General features: G+C 65.5%; 22 protein-coding genes and 1 riboswitch. Of the genes, 8 read left to right on the forward strand and 14 right to left on the reverse strand.

Annotated features, from left to right (window positions below; genetic code table 11):
- Window positions 1–7: 7 nt before the first annotated feature.
- From A6A04_RS10085 to A6A04_RS10105, 6 genes are all read right to left on the reverse strand, one after another.
- Entirely contained in the window at window positions 8–1,912 is a 1,905-nt protein-coding gene (locus A6A04_RS10085; protein ID WP_068492446.1) for a hypothetical protein, read from the reverse strand.
- Window positions 1,909–2,478 (reverse strand): hypothetical protein, encoded by a 570-nt coding sequence (locus A6A04_RS10090; protein ID WP_068492448.1) that lies wholly within the window; start codon window positions 2,476–2,478, stop codon window positions 1,909–1,911. Before A6A04_RS10090 ends, A6A04_RS10085 begins: the two co-directional genes overlap by 4 nt.
- A 117-nt stretch (window positions 2,479–2,595) precedes the next feature.
- Window positions 2,596–3,045, reverse strand: coding sequence for a hypothetical protein (locus tag A6A04_RS21635; RefSeq protein ID WP_082914834.1), 450 nt, complete (start codon window positions 3,043–3,045; stop codon window positions 2,596–2,598).
- A gap of 100 nt (window positions 3,046–3,145) precedes the next feature.
- A complete protein-coding gene (locus A6A04_RS21640; RefSeq protein ID WP_156612553.1) occupies window positions 3,146–3,742 on the reverse strand; it encodes a hypothetical protein in 597 nt (198 codons plus the stop codon).
- Window positions 3,743–4,038: 296 nt separating this feature from the next.
- Window positions 4,039–4,308: a hypothetical protein gene (locus tag A6A04_RS10100; protein WP_068492452.1), complete on the reverse strand. Its 270-nt coding sequence runs from the start codon at window positions 4,306–4,308 to the stop codon at window positions 4,039–4,041.
- A 10-nt stretch (window positions 4,309–4,318) separates the two neighbouring features.
- The gene (locus tag A6A04_RS10105) at window positions 4,319–5,137 is read right to left on the reverse strand and encodes a phage capsid protein (protein ID WP_068492454.1); all 819 of its coding nucleotides are present in this window, start codon (window positions 5,135–5,137) and stop codon (window positions 4,319–4,321) included.
- Window positions 5,138–5,470: 333 nt separating this feature from the next.
- Between A6A04_RS10105 and A6A04_RS10110 the strand changes: the two genes are divergently transcribed.
- From A6A04_RS10110 to A6A04_RS10125, 4 genes are read left to right on the forward strand one after another with little or no spacing between them, the layout of a single operon-like run.
- A complete protein-coding gene (locus A6A04_RS10110) occupies window positions 5,471–6,199 on the forward strand; it encodes a chemotaxis protein (RefSeq protein WP_068492456.1) in 729 nt (242 codons plus the stop codon).
- Between the two features lie 17 nt (window positions 6,200–6,216).
- On the forward strand, window positions 6,217–6,975 hold the full coding sequence (locus tag A6A04_RS10115) for an oxygen-binding di-iron domain-containing protein (RefSeq protein WP_068492457.1): 759 nt from the start codon (window positions 6,217–6,219) through the stop codon (window positions 6,973–6,975).
- A complete protein-coding gene (locus A6A04_RS10120) occupies window positions 6,972–8,630 on the forward strand; it encodes an ABC transporter permease (RefSeq protein WP_068492460.1) in 1,659 nt (552 codons plus the stop codon). Before A6A04_RS10115 ends, A6A04_RS10120 begins: the two co-directional genes overlap by 4 nt.
- Window positions 8,627–9,676: an ABC transporter ATP-binding protein gene (locus A6A04_RS10125; RefSeq protein WP_068492466.1), complete on the forward strand. Its 1,050-nt coding sequence runs from the start codon at window positions 8,627–8,629 to the stop codon at window positions 9,674–9,676. The genes A6A04_RS10120 and A6A04_RS10125 overlap by 4 nt, the downstream gene beginning before the upstream one ends.
- 31 nt (window positions 9,677–9,707) lie before the next feature.
- Here A6A04_RS10125 and A6A04_RS10130 read toward each other — a convergent pair whose 3' ends face one another.
- A complete protein-coding gene (locus tag A6A04_RS10130; RefSeq protein ID WP_068492468.1) occupies window positions 9,708–10,811 on the reverse strand; it encodes a hypothetical protein in 1,104 nt (367 codons plus the stop codon).
- Window positions 10,812–10,893: 82 nt separating this feature from the next.
- A complete protein-coding gene (locus A6A04_RS10135; RefSeq protein WP_068492471.1) occupies window positions 10,894–11,376 on the reverse strand; it encodes a hypothetical protein in 483 nt (160 codons plus the stop codon).
- Between the two features lie 245 nt (window positions 11,377–11,621).
- Here A6A04_RS10135 and A6A04_RS10140 point away from each other — a divergent pair, with 245 nt between their 5' ends.
- A complete protein-coding gene (locus A6A04_RS10140; RefSeq protein ID WP_068492473.1) occupies window positions 11,622–12,644 on the forward strand; it encodes a Fe(3+) ABC transporter substrate-binding protein in 1,023 nt (340 codons plus the stop codon).
- Between the two features lie 53 nt (window positions 12,645–12,697).
- Here A6A04_RS10140 and A6A04_RS10145 read toward each other — a convergent pair whose 3' ends face one another.
- From A6A04_RS10145 to A6A04_RS10160, 5 genes are all read right to left on the reverse strand, one after another.
- Window positions 12,698–13,378 carry a capsid assembly protein gene (locus tag A6A04_RS10145; protein ID WP_068492475.1) on the reverse strand — a complete coding sequence of 227 codons (681 nt, stop codon included), beginning with the start codon at window positions 13,376–13,378 and terminating at the stop codon, window positions 12,698–12,700.
- Window positions 13,379–13,400: 22 nt separating this feature from the next.
- Complete coding sequence (locus A6A04_RS10150) at window positions 13,401–14,921, reverse strand: portal protein (RefSeq protein WP_407670254.1); 1,521 nt, start codon at window positions 14,919–14,921, stop codon at window positions 13,401–13,403.
- 2 nt (window positions 14,922–14,923) lie between these two features.
- Window positions 14,924–15,130 carry a hypothetical protein gene (locus A6A04_RS10155; RefSeq protein ID WP_068492859.1) on the reverse strand — a complete coding sequence of 69 codons (207 nt, stop codon included), beginning with the start codon at window positions 15,128–15,130 and terminating at the stop codon, window positions 14,924–14,926.
- A 110-nt stretch (window positions 15,131–15,240) separates the two neighbouring features.
- The gene (locus A6A04_RS21645) at window positions 15,241–15,666 is read right to left on the reverse strand and encodes a hypothetical protein (RefSeq protein WP_082914835.1); all 426 of its coding nucleotides are present in this window, start codon (window positions 15,664–15,666) and stop codon (window positions 15,241–15,243) included.
- Complete coding sequence (locus tag A6A04_RS10160) at window positions 15,663–15,986, reverse strand: hypothetical protein (RefSeq protein ID WP_245651155.1); 324 nt, start codon at window positions 15,984–15,986, stop codon at window positions 15,663–15,665. The genes A6A04_RS21645 and A6A04_RS10160 overlap by 4 nt, the downstream gene beginning before the upstream one ends.
- Window positions 15,987–16,147: 161 nt before the next feature.
- Here A6A04_RS10160 and A6A04_RS10165 point away from each other — a divergent pair, with 161 nt between their 5' ends.
- Window positions 16,148–16,783 (forward strand): S24 family peptidase, encoded by a 636-nt coding sequence (locus A6A04_RS10165; RefSeq protein ID WP_068492481.1) that lies wholly within the window; start codon window positions 16,148–16,150, stop codon window positions 16,781–16,783.
- A 59-nt stretch (window positions 16,784–16,842) separates the two neighbouring features.
- Window positions 16,843–17,109: a hypothetical protein gene (locus A6A04_RS10170; RefSeq protein WP_068492484.1), complete on the forward strand. Its 267-nt coding sequence runs from the start codon at window positions 16,843–16,845 to the stop codon at window positions 17,107–17,109.
- Between the two features lie 25 nt (window positions 17,110–17,134).
- Here the strand turns inward: A6A04_RS10170 and fabI are convergent, their stop codons facing one another.
- On the reverse strand, window positions 17,135–17,935 hold the full coding sequence (gene fabI / locus A6A04_RS10175) for an enoyl-ACP reductase FabI (protein ID WP_068492486.1): 801 nt from the start codon (window positions 17,933–17,935) through the stop codon (window positions 17,135–17,137).
- 162 nt (window positions 17,936–18,097) lie between these two features.
- Window positions 18,098–18,176: riboswitch (SAM riboswitch) on the forward strand.
- A 56-nt stretch (window positions 18,177–18,232) separates the two neighbouring features.
- On the opposite strand from fabI, the gene metZ reads away from it, so the two are divergent.
- Window positions 18,233–19,435 carry an O-succinylhomoserine sulfhydrylase gene (gene metZ / locus A6A04_RS10180; RefSeq protein ID WP_068492488.1) on the forward strand — a complete coding sequence of 401 codons (1,203 nt, stop codon included), beginning with the start codon at window positions 18,233–18,235 and terminating at the stop codon, window positions 19,433–19,435.
- Window positions 19,436–19,469 lie beyond the last annotated feature (34 nt).

The raw sequence follows: 19,469 nt of genomic DNA on the forward strand, positions 1-19,469 counted from the left end.
GAAAAAGTCAGTCGGCGAATTTCATCTGGGTGGTCACCGACAGCACACAGCAGGGCAACGGCGAATCCTGGCGGATCCGCCACAGCGGTTGCAGGGCATCATGCTTCCAGCCCAGGGCCCGCACGGCGATATCGCCGGAAAAGCGGGGCGGCGCCGCGCCAAAGCGGGCACTGCCGAAGCGGCGCAACGGCACCGGCAGCGGCCCGCGCCCGGTATCCACATGCAGTGCCGCCGTCTCCAGCACCCGGAAACTGGCCTGGACCAGCCGGACGGCACGGCCGGGCGTGGCGGCCTGGGACGACCCGGTCATGGGCGGCAGCGGCTCGATCTCGTGGGTGAAGGGCAGCCCGGCCTGGATGGCGGCGGCGGGCTGGGCCAAGGTGATCTGCCCGCCGCTCACCACCTGGTCGGCTAGGGTACCGCCATCGGCCAGCACCCGGAGGCTGCGACCCTCCAGATGGCCGAGCCCGCTCCAAACGGTGGCGGGTGTGGCCTGCTGGCCGGTCAGGGCGCAATCCAGCGACAGGGCGCTGTCGAAGCGTTCCAGGAAAACCGCACCCTGGCGCTCGACCAGCACATGGACCTCGCCGCCCATCACCGCCACCGCCAGGAAGCGCCCATCGGTGTGCAGCACGCTCCAGGCGGTGACCTTCTCCGAGCGATAGACCGTCAGCACGCCGAGACTGCCGTCGTCCATGACCACATGGAACAGCCGCCGCCCGCCGTCGTAGTCCTGGTCCAGCGGATGGTTCATCACATGCTTGGCGATCATGGCCAGATCGGTGGACTGATAGGCCTGCTCCACATCGGCATAGAGGAATTCGCGCAGATCACGGCCATTGCGCGAGATGAAATGGGTAGCGCCGTCCACGTCGCGGGGCGGCACCAGGCGGTCGTTGGGGGAGCCGACACGGGTCTGGCGGATCACCTGGATCTTGGTGGGGGTCAGCGGCGCGCCGCTGACCATGTATTCCGCCTCGGTGGTGAAAACCTGGAGATGGCGACCGGAAAACACCGCCCGGATGGCGTTGACGGGATCGGACAGCATGGAGAACTCGATGGCTTCATCGTCGAGGCCGGTGCCGAGGTCGAAATTGAATAGATCCATGCTTTGCGACAGCCACAGCCGCCCGGGCAGGTCGCGGCTGCCGCCGATCACCAGGCGGCCCTGGTGGAAGCAGACCGAGGCGGGCCAACCGCGCAGGGCCGAGAACGCCTGTTCCTCCCAATCACTGGTGGCCTGGGTATCGGTCAGACCCTCCTTGACCTCGGCGGTGGCCGAGGTGGCCGAGGCCACGGCGGTGATCAGCACCTGCTTGGCCTTGAGGCGGAAGCGCAATCCCACATGCCCGGCCTGGAACATCCCTGCCGAGGCGGTCAGGGTGATGGTCCCCGAACCGGCGCTCGGCGTCAGGGTCACCGCGTCCTCGGCGAATTTGTGATGGGGCAGGCAGATGACGCCGTCTTCCTCGAAGAACGCCCAGTCGTTCATGGTCCAGATGCCGCTACTGGTGCGCACGATCTTCTTCGGCGGGCAGTCGGGATGGGTCACCAGCAAGGTGTCGGCGCTTTGCGCCCAGGCCAGTTGAGGGATCCGGTCGGTGGTCCACGGCGTCGCCAGGGTCTGGATCCGGCTGCCGCCCTGATAGACGTCCAGATAACCGTCACTCACCACCAGCAGATAGGTCTGCTCGGTGTTGAAGGCGAAGCCGATCAGGCGGCCGGGACCACGGACGGTATCCACGTAGCGCAGGCCGGGTCGGCGACTGACGCCGCCGGTGGGAGCGACGATGACGTTGCGCAGCCGTCTGGCGCCATTGGCATAGGCGCCGAGATCGCCGCGTCCCAGCAGGGCGGGGTCCAGTTCTCCGGCGGTGAAGCTGGTCTTGGTGACATTGACCATGCCGCTCATGAGCGCACCTCCACCAGCGGGAAATCGGCGATGGCGGCGGGGGTCTGCTGCTGGCCGTCGATCAGCTTGGCGCGGCGGAACTCGTCCTCAGCCAGGCGGAACAGGAACTGGGCCCGGGTGGTGCTTTCGGTGACCGGAATGCAGAACTCGGCGGTCAGGCGCGCCATCAGCATCTGGTCGAAAAAGGGCGGAAAGCCGCTTTCATCGGGGCGAAAGACATAGGTCAGCACCACCTCCTCGGCATCGCACAACAGCCGGTCCTGGTGGATGCGATAGGTCAGGCCCTGGCCGCGCCCGCCCGGTCCCGCCGACAGCACCCGCAGGAAATCGGCGGGCAGTTGGAAGGCATTGGCGAAATCGGCCACCGGCGCCGCCGCCAGCCGGGGCAGGCTGCCCTGGGCGGTGGCGAAGCTCCAGGGATGGGACGACAGCACCGCGTCGCGCAGCGGCGGATACAGCAGGGCGGCCACCTCGGATTCGGCGGTGCCGTCCTCGAAGCTGGCGATGGGACTGGCGCCGAGCCGCAGCAGGGCGCGCGAGCACAAGGCGATGGCGGACAGGGCCATGGCGTTTCTCCTGGAATGGGACAATGGAATGAAAAAACCCGCCGGACCAAGGGTCGGGCGGGCTGAACAGAATGCGTATCGGGTCGGGTTAGCTGGCGGAATTCGCCTGAACAGGGTTCATCGGTTCGGTGCCGCTGTCCCGTCCGGCCAGTTGTAACGATCACCCAACGGGCACTCGACGCCATCGACCACCCAGCCGCGAGACTCTTTCTTCATCCGGTATCGGGCCGTCCAAGGGCCGGAGCGTTTCCAGGCGGCAAGGATGATGGCCGTGTCACCCGTACTATGTTCGGTGCGATACCAGTAACCATGGGGGGCCACATCCTGGGCGCAGTTGATCGGGCTTGATTCCAGCCCGCACATATCACCCTCGACATACTCGCCGCCACAATTCTGGACGACCAATTCGCGCTCAAAGGCCGCGACGGCATCGAGATAAGCTGAAGTGAAATGCCGACCGAAGAGCTTGTGATGCAAGCGCCTGCCGCCTTTGTAATCAATGAGAAATTGGTGAAGTCGCGAATCTCCCAACGGAGGAGTGGCCTCCACTTTCAGCAGGGCATTCACTGCCCGCTCCGGCGACGAGTGGGGCCGATGGAACGTACTCGTCACCGAAGTCGCATCCTCCCCTAAAGACGGACTAGAGGCGAAGGGGGCCACGAGCAGGCTAAGGAGTACGACGATAGATTTGATAGGCTGGCTTGTGCGTACGGTACCCATCGCCACCCCACATATCCCTTTGCTTATGATCCGAAACCCAACCGCCTCCATCGTGCATAGCGATGTGGCCGTGTTTGCTGCCGCCTGGATGGGGTTGAATAACGATGACATCACCCTTTTGTGGTTTATACCCGTCCTTGGAAACAGGTTCAAATCCAGCCTTCTCCAGTGAAGGTCCCATATCCTTGGCTGATTCGACGCCTGCACCGACCTTGAGACCGCCCGCAGCAAGGGCTGATTTCACGAATCTTGCACAATATTTGGTTGGGCCGAGAGCTGCCTGACTTCTCAATTTTTCGACGGCCTTGTCCGCATCGAACGGTGCCTTGCCTCCACTGCCGCCGCTTCGTTCGTGCGCCGCGACCTCCACCACCTGACCGTTGACGGTGCGGCTGTAGCCGCGAACCTGGATGCTTCCGCTGGCGACCTTGGTTCCGTCAGAGGCATAGATGTGCCCATCGGCACCCTGGTGGCGTTCCAGCGAATCGGTGTGATCGCCGCGCAGGCTCTGGTCGGGGTAGAGGGTGGCGAAGCCCCGCGACACCTTAGTCGCGCCACGACGGGTAGTCCGGGTGACGCGGGTTGGAGTAACGGGGGTCGGCCATGGCCTTCTTCAGGTTGGCCTCGGTGAGGGGAAGGGTGGACATGGACGGTCTCCGGTCGAGAAAGCCAATCCCCGCCCCTCGCGCGCAGAAGGAGGGGCACGCGCCAGGGGCGGGGCGGCGGCCAGCGCTCCACGGGCAAGCAGGGGGGAACCCGCCCGGATCGCCGGGGCCGAGGGAATTTCGCGGTCAAGGACATCCTCCCCCGGCCGCAACCGGGGGAGGATGGAGACAGATGCTACCGGCTGTCGGCGGCGCCGATCTGGGTCAGGTCGTTGACATCGACCACGCCGCCGGAATTGGCGGAGACCAGGAACAGGCCGCCCTTCATGGTTCCGGCGGTATCCACATTGGCGACGATGATGTCACCGACCCGCAGCATGGTGGAGGCGGCGTTGAAATAGCCCTCCGTATCCATGGTATTGGCGACATCGGCGGTGGTGTAGTGCCACAGGGTGAAGCCGTTGGCATAGGCCAGCACGCTGAGATCCTTGGACAGATAGGCCATGGGGGGCTCCTTAGGGTTCGAGGCAGCGCAGGCTGACGATGCCCACGGGGTCGATCAGGGCGCTGCCCTGGGACATGAAGTTGTTGATGAACCAGGCGGCGCGATCGCCCTGATAGGTGATCTCGGTCTTGACCTCGGCGCCGCAGGCATGGCCGATGGCGGTCTTGTGGTACCAGTAGCAATAGCGGGTGGTGCCGCTCTTGGTCAGGCCGGAGTGGGGCATCCACAGGGTGCCCAGCCACTTCTTGGCCTGGGTGCCCTTCCACGGCAGGTCATCGGCGCCGACATAGTCGGAGCTGGAGAATTCTTCGATATCCATCAGCTCGGACCACTGCTTCCAGCCGACCACGGCATAACGCTCGCCGTCATCGGGGACATCGGCCTCGCCCAGCTTCTCGAAGGCCTCCAGCACCTTGGCCTTGGTCAGGCCGGAGGACCCGTCCAGGGCGTAGTTGGTGGACTTGTCCAGTTCGGCGATGATCAGTTCGTCGGTCTTGCGGCCCAGGGCATAGGCCCCGGCATTGGTCAGGACCTGGCGCTCGTTGTGCTCGATCTTCAGGTCGTCCAGCTTGTCCAGCCAGTCACCGGCGTAATAGTCGTAAAGCTGGCATTCGACGGTGCCGTGGTCGACATTCATCACCGGCACCTTGCCGTGGCGGGCCTTGGTGGCGGCGGAACCCTTGCCGACCTTCTGGAACACCGCGATGGCGCCCTTGACGTCGTTGCGCACGCGGACGGTGTTGCGCAGCTTGGTGCCCATGCGCTGATAGGCGGCATGGACCTCGTGGCCATACTGCTTCGAGTAGGCGTTGATCACACTCGCGGACATGTTTTGTTCCCTTGCTGTCTGGGGGAATGGGAGGATGGCGCCCGGACATGGGTTATGAGCCGCCGACGGCCGTGACGGTTGCTCGCCGAAGCCCGACGCGCGAATGCCCATCGGGCCAAGCCTGGAAGGGCCGGTTGTCCGTGGGCGCAATTGTGGTGTTGATAGGAATTAAGATACACTATCCCCTGCTATTGTTAATATATTCCTTTATAAATTTTTGAACTATTCCCGATCGCCGACCCTGGCCAAATTCCCTCTGTCCCCCATCATGAAAATCGTTATTATCTGGCCGATTCGATTGCTGCATGCGGATTTCGAGGGACAAGGACGTCCATGAACCAGGTGTCGACTCCGGTACGCGAACGGACACCGCGCACCGACCGTATCGAGGCTCGGGCCAACGGATTGCTGAGCGATTGCCGCCGGGCCTTCCACGCCTTTGGCGAGCTGGATGAGCTGGCCGAGAACCTGCGGATTTTATCCCTGAATGCCGAACTGGCCGCCGGACGGGCGGGCGACAAGGGCCGGGCGGTGCGGGCGCTGACCCAATACACCCGCGAACTGGTCAACCGGCTGGCCCAGATCCAGGGCGAGATGAATTCCCTGCGCGGCCGCACCTTCGCCCTGTCCTCGACCATCCTGCGGGGCCTCAGCCAGATGTCGCTGTTCGAGCGGGCCTGCGGCCTGATCGACGACCATGATCATGACGCCCGCGCCAAATCGGCGGCCGACCACGCCTTCCACGACATCATGCGCATGCTGGTGGACACCCTGAGTGACATGGCCAATTGCGTGGGCGAGTTGGCCCGGCGGGCCCATGGCGTCGAGGAGGTGGTCAGCCAGTCGGATTCCATCGCCACCAACATCGCCATCGAGGCCGCCGCCGCCGGGGTGCATGAAAAGGAATTCCGCACGGTGTCGGATACGATGCGGCATTACGTGGACGATCTGCGCAAGATGATCGACGAGGCTTCCGATGCCGTCCGCCGCGCGTCCGAAAAGGGCGAATCGTTGCGCAGGCTCGGCATGGACAGCCTCGGCGAACTCGGATTCAACGGCTAACGGCTAGCGAGCGAAACATGAAATGCGTCACCCTGTTCCGCCAGGACGATCATAGCTGGCAGGCTTTCGGCCAGGATCGGGACAAGCCGGACAATGTCATCGACACCAACCAGTACATGATCCGCGCGGGCGGATCGGCCATCCTGCTCGATCCCGGCGGAATGGAGGTGTTCCCGGCCATGCTGGCGGCGCTGACCCGCGAAATCCCGGTCGACGAGATCAAGGCGCTGTTCCTGTCGCACCAGGACCCGGATATCGGCTCGTCGCTGCCGCTGTGGCGCCGGGTCTGCCGCCCCGACGTCAAGATCTACCTGTCCTGGCTATGGGCCGGATTCACCGCCCATTTCGACCGCGACGCCACCTTCACCACCATTCCCGACGAAGGCATGGAGATTTCCCTGTCCCATGACGTGAGGCTGCGCTTCATTCCGGCGCACTACCTGCACTCCTCGGGAAATTTCAACGTCTACGACCCCAAGGCCCGTATCTTGTTCTCCGGCGACATGGGGGCCGCCCTGGTCCCCGCCGACCGGGCCAATGGAACCATGTTCGTCAGCGATTTCGCCGGCCACATCCAGTACATGGACGGCTTCCACCGCCGCTGGCTGGGATCGACCCGAGCCCGCGATGCCTGGGTGGCCCAGGTGTCCAAGCTGGATATCGACATGCTGGCGCCGCAGCACGGCCTGATCTTCAAGGGCGATGACGTCAAGCGCTTCATCGACTGGATCGCCGGGCTCGAGATCGGCAGCGGCGTCGCTTCCATGAACCGATGAGGTCCCCGGCGACGCCCACCGGCCGGGGCTGGTCGGTGGCGGTCTTCGTGCTGGTGGCCGTGGTCTCCCTTCCCGTCCTGGCGGTGGCCTCCAAGCTGCTGGTGCCATCGGCCGAGGTGTGGAGTCACCTGGCCGGAACCGTGCTCGCCACCTATGTCGCCAATTCCCTGTGGCTGATGCTGGGGGTCGGGGTCTGTGTCGCCTTTGGCGGTATCGGCACCGCCTGGCTGGTGACCATGTGCCGCTTCCCCGGCAGCCGCACCCTGGAATGGGCGCTGCTGCTGCCCATGGCCATGCCCGCCTATGTGGTGGCCTATACCTATACCGGCCTGCTGGACTATGCCGGGCCGGTGCAGTCGGGCCTGCGCGTCCTGTTCGGCTGGCACACCGCCCGCGACTACTGGTTCCCCGAGATCCGCAGCCTGGGCGGCGCCATCTGGGTGATGTCCATGGTGCTGTACCCCTATGTCACCATGCTGGCGCGGGCCGCCTTCCTGGAGCAGTCGGTCTGCGTGCTGGAGGCCAGCCGCACCCTGGGCTGCCGCCCCTGGCGGGCCTTCCTGACGGTGGCGCTGCCGCTGGCGCGCCCGGCGGTGGCGGCAGGGGTGGCGCTGGCGCTGATGGAGACCCTCAACGATTTCGGCACCGTCCACTATTTCGCGGTGGATACCTTCACCACCGGCATCTACCGCACCTGGCTGGGCCTGGGGCAACCCGCCGTGGCGGCGCAGTTGGGGGCGGTGCTGATGCTGTTCGTCCTCGCCCTGGTGCTGGCCGAGCGCATCTCGCGCGGCGGCCGACGCTATCACCACACCACCGGCCGCTACCGGCGCCTGCCGCAGCTTCGTCTGACCGGGTTCGCCGCCCTGGCGGCGCAGGTGTTCTGCCTGGCGCCGATCCTGCTGGGCTTTCTGATTCCCGCCGGGGTTCTGGGCCTGTGGGCCATCGAGGGCGGCGCCGAGCGGGCGCTGGCGGGCGAGTTCCTGCCCCTGGCCCGCAACAGCGTCATCCTGGCGGCAGTGGCCGGATTGGCGGCGGTGACGGTGGCGCTGGTGCTGGCCTATGCCCTGCGTCTGCATCCGCGCCCGGCGGTGAAAAGCGGCGTGCGGCTGGCCTCGCTGGGCTATGCCATACCCGGTTCGGTCATCGCGGTGGGTACCCTGGTCCCCTTGACCTCGGTGGATCGCGTCATCGCCGACATGGCGCAAAGCACCCTGGGCTGGAGCGTCGGGCTGCTGCTGACCGGCTCCATCGCCGGGCTGGTCTATGCCTATGTGGTCCGCTTTCTGGCGGTGGCGGTCAACGGCGTCGAGGCCAGCCTGGGCAAGGTCACCCCCAGCATGGAGGCCGCCGCCCGCACCCTGGGCGAAGGCAGCCTCGGCACCTTGCGCCGGGTCCATCTGCCCATCATCCGGGGCAGCCTGCTATCGGCGGGGCTGCTGGTCTTCGTCGACGTGATGAAGGAGCTTCCCGCCACCTTGATCATGCGACCGTTCAATTTCGACACCCTGGCGACGCGCACCTTCACCCTGGCCTCGGACGAGCGCCTTGCCGATGCCGGGGCGCCCGCCCTGGCCATCGTGCTGGCGGGCCTGCTGCCGGTGATGCTGCTCAGCCGGACCATCGCCCGTTCCCGCCCCGGAGGCAGCCCATGACCGACGGTTTGGTTCTCGACTCCATCGGCCACGACTATGACGGCGTGCCGGTGGTCAAGGACGTCTCGCTGCAGGTCCGACCGGGCGAACTGGTCTGCCTGCTAGGGCCGTCGGGCTGCGGCAAGACCACCACGCTGCGGGTCGCCGCCGGGCTGGAGGCGCCACGCCTGGGCCGAGTCATCCTCAACGGCCAGCTGGTGTCGGGCGGCGGTGTCCATCTGCCGCCGGAATTGCGCCATGTGGGATTCCTGTTCCAGGACTATGCCCTGTTCCCCCATCTCGACGTGCTGGGCAACGTCACCTTCGGCTTGCGCTCGCTGTCCGATGCCGAGCGCGAGGCCCGCGCCCGCCAGATGCTGGCCCAGGTGGGCATGGAGGACTACGCCCGGGCCTGGCCGCATCAGCTGTCGGGCGGCCAGCAGCAGCGGGTCGCCCTGGCCCGCGCCCTGGCGCCCAGTCCCAGCCTGATGCTGCTGGACGAGCCCTTTTCCGGATTGGACAAGCGCCTGCGCGACCAGGTGCGCGACGAGACCCTGCACGTGCTGAAATCCACCCGCGTCGCCACCCTGATGGTCACCCACGACCCCGAGGAAGCCATGTTCATGGCCGATCGCATCGCGGTGATGCGGGGCGGCGAGATCGTGCAGATGGCGGCACCCGAGGAACTCTACAACCAGCCGCGCAATGCCTTCGTCGCCTCGTTCTTCGGTGAGGTCAATCTGTTGGAGGGCGTGGTGCGCCAGGGCAATGTCGCCACGGCATTGGGAAACTTTCCGGCGCCGGGGCTGGGCGAGGGAACCAGGGCCGAGGTCCTGATCCGGCCCGAGGGGCTGAGTCTGTCCCCGGCGCCCGAGGGCGAGGCGGTGGTGCTGACCGCGCGCCCATTGGGGCGGTCAAGCCTGGTCCATCTGAGGGTCGAGCGCGCGGGTATGGCCCCCTGCCACCTCCATTCCCGCCTGCGAAGCGGCACCGCGCCCGCCGAGGAACAGCGCGTGACCATCGCGGTGGACGCCACCAAGGCGTTCGTCTATCCGATTCCCGAATAGAAGGCGACGGACCGGCGACGGCACCGGGTGATCACAACAACCCCAGGCCGGAGCCGAAGCTGCGGGTGAAGTCCTCGGGGTCGGTCTGGCCCATGGGGGCATCCTGGGGGCCGGGGCCACCGCCGCCATCACCTTCGTCGGCGCCGTCGGCGCCACCGTCCTTGGGTTGAGGCCATTGGGAGGCGGTGGGCCAGGGGGCTGGCTGACCTTCGAACCGGGGCAGCGGGTTGGCCTTCAACCGCTCGATCAGGCTGTCGGTGCTCATGGGGTCCTTCGTGTCCGGCGACGGCTGGCCTTGCTCGAACGCCTTGGGATAGGCCTTGCGGTAAGCCTTGGCCTCCGTGGAATTTTCGACCGCCTTCCACTTGGCCTGTTCCTCGGGCTTCCAGCCGGATGGACTGCCGGTGGCCAGGTCGGCCTCGGCCCGGCGGCGGGTGGCGATACCCCGGCTTTCATCGGCATTGGAGTCGTAGAGGATTTCCTTGCGCATGGTGGCGGGATCATTGTCCAGCATGGCCCCCGTCGCCTTGGGGGCGGGGACGCCGTTGAAGGCCATGGAGGTAAGCGCGATCTCCTGCCGCGTGCCTTTCAGGGACTCGATATAGGCATCGGTCTGCTCCTTGGACCAGCCGCGTTTGTCGGCCTGCTGGCGAACGGTGTCGAAGGCGCGCTCGCGATGCTCGGACCAAGCGGTTTCCGCCTGTTTGGCGATCCGCTCGTCGCTCAAGGAAAAGCCGAACTTGTTCTTGTCGGCGGTTTCGGCGCCAGGCCTGTACTCGGGGATGAGCTTCTGGGCCTCTCGTTTTTTTGCATCCGGATCGAGCTTCGGATCATTCAGCTTGCCCACGGTGTCGTTGAGCAGTTTGGTTTCCGCCGGGGCGAAGCGATAAGGCTTGGTGAGGTCACCGCTGATCTCGCCGCCAATGGCGCTCAGATCGCGCAAAATGAATCTACCGCTGCCATTACGCACTGCCAGGGCGACGCCGCTGCCCATGGTGGGAATGCCGTAGTCGTCGGTATAGATGCGGGGCACGGCGCCCTCAAAGGTCTTCAAATGGTTGGCGACCGCGCTGGTGTAATCCTGTTGCGACAGCTTGGTCGGGGGCATGGGGGAGCGGCGGATGATCTCGGGCATGATGGTTCTCCGGGTTGCAAAGAAAAAGGCCCACTCCGGGGGGGAGCGGGCCTGGGCGGCGAAATGCTTGAATGCCATGCGGCTATTTGACACTGAGCATAAGGGCGTGAGTTAGAAAATATTCTATTGAATCAATTTTAGGGAACGCCCCTATTAGCAAGTAGCATTTGTCATCTGGATAGGGCGTCTTCATGTAGAAATTTGCATGAATCTCAATATATTGCCTATCCTGATCGATGCCTTCAAAATAATTGGGCGTCTGTTCATAACGGTAGACACGCTTGAATGTGCGCCTTTTCCTCCCCTCGGTCACAGGCTGGCGCTTGCCGTTCCAAATAAGAACGGCTTTGTGCTCGTCAATCCGGGCTTCCATCAGTTCCCTGCGGCGGCCCTTGGGGGGATCAAGCTCTTCGAAATTACCGAACCGGTCGGCCACATGGGTGGTGCGCCAGGTGCCGTAGACCGGCGGGCATTTCTTGTCCGTCGATGGCGCGTCCTCGGCCAGTGCGATGGGCGCAGCCATCAGAGCGGCCAGCAGAATGGGCAGAATACGCGTTGGCCTCATGGACGATCATCCCACGCAATAGTCGCCCCATGGTGCCGTTGTCGCCCACTACTCGCAATGGTCTCGAATGACAACGCCCGGAGCCAGGAAAAATGGGGGCAGAGCGGATGATTGCCGGTGGGAACACCCCTTTGGCCATTGATGGCGGGGCGGTGGCGTTCGAGATTCACCCTTTACACCCAAAACAAATGTGACCATACTGCCGCAGATGCAAATCATTAGCATTATCTCTCTGGGGCGCGCATATGGGTAAGATCCTCCATCGGGCCATTCTGGCCATCTCCGTCACCATCCTGGCTGTCGGCACCGCGTCGGCGCAGGAGGTCAATGTCTATACCGCCCGCAAGGATCATCTGGTCAAGCCGGTGCTCGACGGCTTCACCAAGAAGACGGGGATCAAGGTCAACCTGTTGCCCGCCGGTGAGGACCAGTTGCTGGAACGCCTGAAGAGCGAGGGCATGAACAGCCCCGCCGATGTGCTGATCACCACCGATGTCGCCCATCTGCACAAGGCCCGCGTCGCGGGCGTGCTGCAGCCGATCTCGTCCAAGGTGATCGACGCCAATATTCCGGCCAAGTATCGCGATCCCCAGGGCTATTGGTACGGCCTGTCGGCCCGCGCCCGGGTGCTGTTCTACGCCAAGGACCGGGTCAAGCCCTCGGAGCTGTCCAGCTACGAGGATCTGGCCGATCCCAAATGGAAGGGCCGCATCTGCGTCCGCTCGTCGTCCTCCACCTATAACCAGTCGCTGCTGGCCCATCTGATAGCGGTGATGGGGCCGGACAAGGCCGAAACCTGGGCCAAGGGCGTGGTCGACAACATGGCGCGCAAGCCCCAGGGCGGCGACCGAGACCAGATCACCGCCGTGGCCGCCGGGCAGTGCGACGTCGCCATCGCCAACACCTATTACTACGGCAATCTGCAGACCTCGACCAAGGCCGAGGAGCGCGACGCCGCCGCCAAGGTCGGCATCTTCTTTCCCGGCCAGCAGGGTCGCGGCGCCCATATGAACGTGGCCGGAGCCGGGGTCACCGCCTCGGCCAAGCACAAGGCGGAGGCGATCAAGCTGATCGAGTTCCTGTCCGGTCCCGAGGCGCAGCAGATCTTCGCCGAGGCCAACAGCGAATACCCGGTCCTGGCCTCGGCCAAGGCCTCGGAGATCGTGGCGGGCTGGGGCCCGTTCAAGGCCGAGGAGATCAATGTCGCCATGCTGGGCGAGAACAATCCGGTGGCGGTGCGCATCTTCGACCGCGTCGGCTGGCGCTGACATCCAGACAACCTCCCCCGCCCATGGCGGGGGAGGTGCCGGAGACGGCGAGGTCAGCCCTCGCCGTAGAGACGGCCGAACCCGGCCGAGACCTTGGCGATGAAGGCCGGGTCGCGGGTCTTCCAGTAGCGCGGATCGCGGATCATCTTCTTCAGCTCCTCCTCGCTCGGGGTTTCTTCCGAGGCCGGGGCGGCGCGACCCAGGCTGGGCTCGCCGCTGGCCATCAACCGATGCAGCGCCTTGACGCCGTCGGGCGAAGCCACCAGGGCCTGATAGGCCTCGGGCGGCAGGTTCTTCTTGCCCCAGGCCGCCAGTTGCGGCGCCAACTGGCGCCACCGGCTCTCGCCGCCGAAATGGCGGGCCAGTTCCGCCAGATGGGCGGCATGGTCATCCTGGCCCCCCGCCTGATCCAGCAGCGGCAGCAGGCAATCATGGGCCAGATCATAGACCAGTTGGGCCTGCTCCTGGCTGAAGCCCGCCGCGTGCAGGCGCTTGTTCACCTCCATGCTGGAGGCCAGCTTGGGGTGACGATGGCTGATCTTGTAGCCATCGGGTCCCCCGGGCAGGGCGGCGGCGGCGCCACGGGGCGCGGCCGAGGCATGGCGCTCCAGGTCGCGATAGGCGCGCAACAGCGCCTCGACGCGGATTTCGCCCTTGGCCGGGTCCCAGAACTTCTCGGGGACATTGGTCGGGCGGGCTTGGGTGGCGGGCTCGAGGGAATCTTCGGAATGCATGCTTGTCTCCTTTGGGACAGGGTCAGGAAAGCTTGGACGCTTCGGGACGCATCAGCGCGCCCGGAACGTTGAAGGTGCGGCCCAGCCAGCGGGCGGCGGCGGCGGGGTCGATGGTGGCCACCGCCTCGGGTCCCAACTGGCCCAGGGCCGACAGCCAGGTCAGCATATTGCGCGCATCGCGCTGGGCCTGGGTCTGGGCCAGGGGCGAGCGGTATTGCAGGTCCACCGACCGGCCATCCACCACCAGATCGGGGATTTCACCCCGGCGGCGCAGGATGTGGACGGCGCGCATGACCAGCGGCGTCAGCAGCTCGCTTTGCAGGCGGCCATAGGTGGCCCCCAGCAGCCGGACCATCTGGCTGGACCGCTCCAGAACCTCGGTGGCGGTCATTTTCGGTGCCTCCACCTGGCCCAGGCGGTCCACCATCAAGGCATGGCGGATGCGGGACCGCAGGTCGTCGAGCACCAGTTGCGAAGTGTCGAAGCGGCCGGGGGCGGTCAGAGGCTGCAACCCGGCCGAGCCCACCGCCTTGGGAATGATGGTGCCGGGAACCAGCTTGATATTGGCGGGGTTCAGCACCCCGTCGTCATCGGCCTGCCAGATGCCGGTCACCGCGATGGTGGCGTTCTTCAGCACCAGTTCCACCACCTTGTTGGCGGTCTTGATGTCGGGCAGCGCCTTCATCACCGGCGAGCGGCCATAGACCTCGCCCGGAGCCTTCAGCCAGCGGAAATTGATGAAGGGCGTCATCTCGAACCGGCCGCTGGCCAGGACGGCGTTGTCATCGTCGTTTTCCAGCACGGCGGCATAGGCATAGCCATGCCCGGCAGGCACCACCGCCTCCACCACCCCGAAGCGCAGATCGGGGTCCTCGGCGGCGGCCTTGACCATCTCCTCGGGCGGATGGGCGCCGGGAAAGCGGCTGGCGAGACCGGCCCAGGTCAGCTCGCTGCGGCGGAAGGTGACATCGGGACGGCCTTCCGGCCCTTCCTCCATCACCACCTGGCCCAGGGGCACGGCGGTGAAGCGGAAGGCCGAGGCCTCGCCCGGCGGCGCCTCCTCGAACAGCAGCGAGGCGGTGCCGCCCGTGACCACGTCCAGATAGCACTGGTGCATTTCCACCGCGAAATTGGAGCGGTCGAAATGGGATTGCAGCACCGCGCCGATGCGTTCCAGCGCCGGGGCGGCCCGCTCGCGCTCGGCTTCGCTCAGTTGCTCACCCGCTGTCAGGCCGAACCATTGCGCCCAGGGCGGCGTCAGTTCCGACAGCAGGCTGGCGGCCAACTGATCCACCGCGTCGGGAGCGGTGCCGTCGAACAGGCGGTCGGCCTTTTTTTCGCCGGGAATCCCCTGGTGCAGGATGGCGTCGCGCAGCGGCAAGGCGAAGTCATAGCATTCCTGCCAATGGGACTCCCACACGGCGCGGCGCTCCTTGGCCTTGTGATAGCGTCGCAGCAGGATCGAGGCATCATCCTCGTCGTCGCCCAATAGCTGTTCGCCACGGGCGGCCAGGGCCAGGGTTTCCGGGGAGGCTGCGCTCATCCTCATTCTCCCAGCAGGGATTTGCCGACGCCCTGGCTCGGCTGCAACAGGCCGGTCTCGGAGGTGGCGATGGTTCCGGCCAGGCCGCGGCGGTTGCGGGCGATGGCGTCCTGCCTGGCCTGGGCGGCCTCGGCTTCGGGATCGGTGACGATCACCGGCGGCGGCGGTGGCGACGGTGGCGGCGGGTCGGGGGTAAAAAATCCACCCATGGCACTCTCCTGCATCTGATTGATCATGTTTTGTTCTAATCGCCAAGCAGCCGGGCGCCCTGCGCGGGGCGGCTGATTTTGGGCACAATCATGGCGTTGACAAAAACACCCTAGGCCGATTTACCGCCGGGTGTCAAGGATGATTTTCCGTTTTTAGATAATGATAGGTATAACTGCCATGGTGTTAGGGCAGCGCACCCCGAAAGTCCTATGACTCGCTTGACCTCCTCGACGCAAGTATAGGGACGCCATCCAATGGCACGCCGGGGCGGCCGCCGGGGCGTGGCCGAGACACAAATCAACCCCTGGCTGCGGTACCAGCCCGCCAGATCGAAATCCGGCGCCACCGGCAGCACACTGATCTCGGTGCCATGGGCCATGGGGTTGACGCAGATCCACCCGCCCGCCGAGCCCAGCACGGCGAAGCAGTGGCGGAAACCCGGGCGCAGCAGCCGCAGCCATACCAGATCGGTGCGTCCGGAGAACACCACCAGCGCCCGGGTCCAGCCCGAGCCCGCGACCTCCCCGCCGCTCATGCCACAATTCCCTTGCGCTTCAGCGGCGTCGCCAGCCGGTCCAGCGCCTCGTCCCACAGCAAGGCGGCGGCGGCGGGATCGTCGCTCCATGGATCCGGGCGCCCGGCCCGGCCAACCAAATGCCCCAGGACGTGGAGATGCGCCGGACGCAGGACACGGCGCATGGCCAGACGCCGGACCTCGCGCGCGATGTCGTCGGGCTCGCAAGGGCGCGCCACCATCCCCAGCCCGGCTATGAAGCGGGCGCCATCGTCGCGGGCGGCCTGACAGCGGACATACCACAGCCACGCCTCCTCAACGGTTGCAAACGGCTCCGTCAACCGGCCACATCCGCCCATCCCGGCACGGCATTGTTTTCCCATTATGTTCTCCTTTGATAGGAACAAATATGGGATACTCTGCCGCCTACCCGGACTTAATGTCAATATGCTAGGTGTATTTTCCTGCTGCAGCGGGAAGCGATTTGCGAGACGATCTTCCCATGTTGAAACATGCCGACATCTGGGCCGCCCTTGACGCGCTTGCCCGTGACCACGGGTTGACGGCCTCGGCACTTGCCCGGAAGGCGGGCCTGGACCCCACCACCTTCAACAAGAGCAAGCGGATCACCCGCGAGGGAAAGGCGCGCTGGCCCTCCACCGAAAGCGTGGCCAAAGTCTTGGAGGCCACCGGCGCCTCCATGAGTGATTTCGTCAGCTATATCGAGGGCGCCACTGCCACCGCCGCCACGGTTGCCACCATCCCCCTGATCGGCTTCGCCCAGGCGGGCGACCGCGGATTCTTCGACGACGCGGGCTATCCGGCAGGGGGGGGCTGGGACGAAATTCCATTCCCCGAGATTGGCGACCCCCATTCCTATGCCCTGGAAGTCAGCGGCGATTCCATGGAGCCCTTGTACCGCGATGGCGATGTGGTGATCGTCTCGCCGGGGGCCGGGGTGCGGCGGGGCGATCGTGTCGTGGTCCGCACCACCGAGGGCGAGGTCATGGTCAAGCAGCTGGTGCGCCTGACCGCCAAGCGCATCGACCTAGCCTCCATTAATCCGGCCCATTCCGGCCGATCCCTGGCGTCCGAGGAAGTGGCCTGGATGGCCCGTATCCTGTGGGCCAGCCAGTAGCGGAAGAATTTCCTTGAAATTTTGTTCGCCTTAAGTTCTCATCGGCGCGGGAGAACTTCATGCCGCCATCCTGGTCCCTGCCCCATCGCCTGATGCTGGAACGCCGCTATAACGGCCCGATCCCGCCCGCCGATTCCCCATGGGCAGGCGACCGCGACGGTTTGTTCCTGCGTCTGGCGGCGGAACAGCGTCGTCTGGCGGCGGCACGGCGGCGGATGCTGGCGGCCGATCAGGCCCTGATGGATCGGGGCCTGCGGCATGGGCAGGAGGATTTGCGGTTCTATCGCGACCAGGGCGTCGCGTGGTGGAGGGGGCGGCGGGACTGATCCCACCGCCCCCAACCGGTCCGGATCAGCCGACGATGTGAGCGCCGCCGTCGATGAACAAGGTGGTGCCGGTCACCGACTTGGCCAGATCGCTGACCAGATAGGCGGCGAAGGAGCCGCAATCATTGATGTCGGCCAACTGCTGCGTGGGAGCCTTGGCGGCGGCCTCGTCCAGCAGTTCGTCGAAGCGGTCGATGCCCGAGGCGGCACGGGTCTTCAGCGGGCCGGGCGACAGCGCCAGGACGCGGATGCCCTTGGGGCCCAACTCGTGGGCCAGGTATTTGGTGGCGCTTTCCAGGGCGGCCTTGACCGGCCCCATGACGTTGTAATGCTCGACCACCTTGCGACCGCCATAGAAGGACACGGTCATCAGGCAGCCGCCATTGGTCATCAGCGGCTCGGCCAGCTTGGCGCAGCGGAGGAAGGAATGGCACGACACGTCCATGGCCAGGGCGAAGCCGTCGCGCGAGCAATCGGTCACCCGGCCGTGCAGGTCCTCGCGATTGGCGAAGGCGATGGAGTGGATGACGAAATCGAGCCGACCCCACTTCTCCTTGATGGCCTCGAACACCGCTTCCAGCTCGCCGTCGACGCGGACGTCGCAGGGCACGATGATGGGAGCGTGCAGGCCCTCGGCCAGCGGGCGGACGTATTTCTCGCTCTTTTCGTTGAGATAGGTGATGGCCAGTTCGGCGCCATAGGCGTCACAATGGCGCGCGATGCCATAGGCGATGCTCTGCTCGTTGGCGATACCGATGATCAAGCCCTTCTTGCCGCGAAGGTCAAGCAGTTGCAGGGGCGCCTGGGCGCCGTTGGTTCCATTCATGACAAGCCCGCTCCAATAGTGATGCTGCAACGCAACATAGGCGTGGAGTCCCCTTGGGGCAAGGCCAGTGGGCGCATGGGTGACATGATTTAGCCAAACCGCAATATTCGCGGAGACTGAAATAATCACGGGGCCTTGACGCCTGCAAGCCAGTGGGTCTAAGACTTTTCCCGTGGTGATTTGTCCGACCGGATTGCGGCCACGTTAAACAACCCGCTAAAGAGGTTCGCGCCCGGTATCTCCGAGCCCCGACCCTTTTCCACGCGAGGTTGGGGCTTTTTGTTTTCAGGAGGCGAGATGGGCAACGCGGATTCCAGTTCTTCCAAGCAGTGGCGGCCCCGCACCCGCGCCGTGCGCGGCGGCCTGAACCGGACCGGCTTTTCCGAGACCTCGGAAGCGCTGTTCCTGACCTCGGGCTATGTCTATGGCAGTGCCGCCGAGGCCGAGGCCAGCTTCGACGGCACCTTGGACCGCATGGTCTATTCCCGGTTCAAGAACCCCACCATCGCCACCTTCGAGCAGCGCCTGGCCGCGCTGGAAGGTGCCGAGGCCTGCCGCGCCACCGCCTCGGGCATGGCCGCCGTGCATGCCGCCATCGTCTGCCAGTTGAAGGCGGGCGACCGGGTGGTGGCGTCGCGCGCCCTGTTCGGCTCGTGCCAGTGGATCATCAACGAGTTGCTGCCGCGCTTCGGCATCGAGCGGGTGTTCGTCGACGGCCCCGACCTGGACGCCTGGGCCGTCGCCCTCGCCAAGCCCACCGCCGTGGTCTTCCTGGAAACCCCGGCCAATCCCACCCTGGAAATCATCGATATCCGGGCGGTATCCGACCTCGCCCATGCCGCCGGAGCCAAGGTGGTGGTGGACAATGTCTTCGCCACGCCGATGCTGCAGAGCCCGCTGAAGCTGGGCGCCGACATCGTGGTCTATTCCGCCACCAAGCATATCGACGGCCAGGGCCGCTGCCTGGGGGGAGCGGTGCTGTCCGATCAGGCCTTCTGCCAGGACGTGCTGGGGCCTTACCTGCGCAATACCGGACCGACGCTCTCGCCCTTCAATGCCTGGGTCCTGCTGAAGGGGTTGGAAACCCTGGACCTGCGGGTCGAGCGCCATTGCGCCAATGCCCTGAAGATCGCCCGTTTCCTGGAAAGCCGCCCCGAGGTGGCCCGGGTGCTGTATCCCGGCCTGGAAAGCCATCCCCAGCACGCGCTGGCGGCGCGGCAGATGACCGGCTGGGGCTCGATCCTGGCCCTGGAGCTGAAGGGCGGCAAGCCGGCGGCCTATACCTTGCTCGACCGCCTGGGGCTGATCGACATCTCCAACAATCTGGGCGACGCCAAAAGTCTGATCACCCACCCCTGGACCACCACCCACCAGCGCCTCGCCGCCGAGGACAAGCTGGCCATGGGCATTTCCGAAGGCATGCTGCGGCTTTCGGTGGGCCTGGAAGACGGTGACGATCTGGTGGAGGACCTGGCCCAGGCCCTGGATGGCCTGGGATGACCTGATCTGGAATCATTTTACTTCGGCCCCGTCC

The sequence above is a fragment of the Paramagnetospirillum marisnigri genome (assembly GCF_001650715.1).
Lineage (GTDB): Bacteria > Pseudomonadota > Alphaproteobacteria > Rhodospirillales > Magnetospirillaceae > Phaeospirillum > Phaeospirillum marisnigri.

Coding starts and splice junctions, on each gene's coding strand:
- A6A04_RS10085 (WP_068492446.1), bottom strand. CDS start 1,912: ATGAGCGGCATGGTCAATGTCACCAAGACCAGCTTCACCGCCGGAGAA.
- A6A04_RS10090 (WP_068492448.1), bottom strand. CDS start 2,478: ATGGCCCTGTCCGCCATCGCCTTGTGCTCGCGCGCCCTGCTGCGGCTC.
- A6A04_RS10100 (WP_068492452.1), bottom strand. CDS start 4,308: ATGGCCTATCTGTCCAAGGATCTCAGCGTGCTGGCCTATGCCAACGGC.
- A6A04_RS10105 (WP_068492454.1), bottom strand. CDS start 5,137: ATGTCCGCGAGTGTGATCAACGCCTACTCGAAGCAGTATGGCCACGAG.
- A6A04_RS10110 (WP_068492456.1), top strand. CDS start 5,471: ATGAACCAGGTGTCGACTCCGGTACGCGAACGGACACCGCGCACCGAC.
- A6A04_RS10115 (WP_068492457.1), top strand. CDS start 6,217: ATGAAATGCGTCACCCTGTTCCGCCAGGACGATCATAGCTGGCAGGCT.
- A6A04_RS10120 (WP_068492460.1), top strand. CDS start 6,972: ATGAGGTCCCCGGCGACGCCCACCGGCCGGGGCTGGTCGGTGGCGGTC.
- A6A04_RS10125 (WP_068492466.1), top strand. CDS start 8,627: ATGACCGACGGTTTGGTTCTCGACTCCATCGGCCACGACTATGACGGC.
- A6A04_RS10130 (WP_068492468.1), bottom strand. CDS start 10,811: ATGCCCGAGATCATCCGCCGCTCCCCCATGCCCCCGACCAAGCTGTCG.
- A6A04_RS10135 (WP_068492471.1), bottom strand. CDS start 11,376: ATGAGGCCAACGCGTATTCTGCCCATTCTGCTGGCCGCTCTGATGGCT.
- A6A04_RS10140 (WP_068492473.1), top strand. CDS start 11,622: ATGGGTAAGATCCTCCATCGGGCCATTCTGGCCATCTCCGTCACCATC.
- A6A04_RS10145 (WP_068492475.1), bottom strand. CDS start 13,378: ATGCATTCCGAAGATTCCCTCGAGCCCGCCACCCAAGCCCGCCCGACC.
- A6A04_RS10150 (WP_407670254.1), bottom strand. CDS start 14,921: ATGAGCGCAGCCTCCCCGGAAACCCTGGCCCTGGCCGCCCGTGGCGAA.
- A6A04_RS10155 (WP_068492859.1), bottom strand. CDS start 15,130: ATGGGTGGATTTTTTACCCCCGACCCGCCGCCACCGTCGCCACCGCCG.
- A6A04_RS21645 (WP_082914835.1), bottom strand. CDS start 15,666: ATGAGCGGCGGGGAGGTCGCGGGCTCGGGCTGGACCCGGGCGCTGGTG.
- A6A04_RS10165 (WP_068492481.1), top strand. CDS start 16,148: ATGTTGAAACATGCCGACATCTGGGCCGCCCTTGACGCGCTTGCCCGT.
- A6A04_RS10170 (WP_068492484.1), top strand. CDS start 16,843: ATGCCGCCATCCTGGTCCCTGCCCCATCGCCTGATGCTGGAACGCCGC.
- fabI (WP_068492486.1), bottom strand. CDS start 17,935: ATGAATGGAACCAACGGCGCCCAGGCGCCCCTGCAACTGCTTGACCTT.
- metZ (WP_068492488.1), top strand. CDS start 18,233: ATGGGCAACGCGGATTCCAGTTCTTCCAAGCAGTGGCGGCCCCGCACC.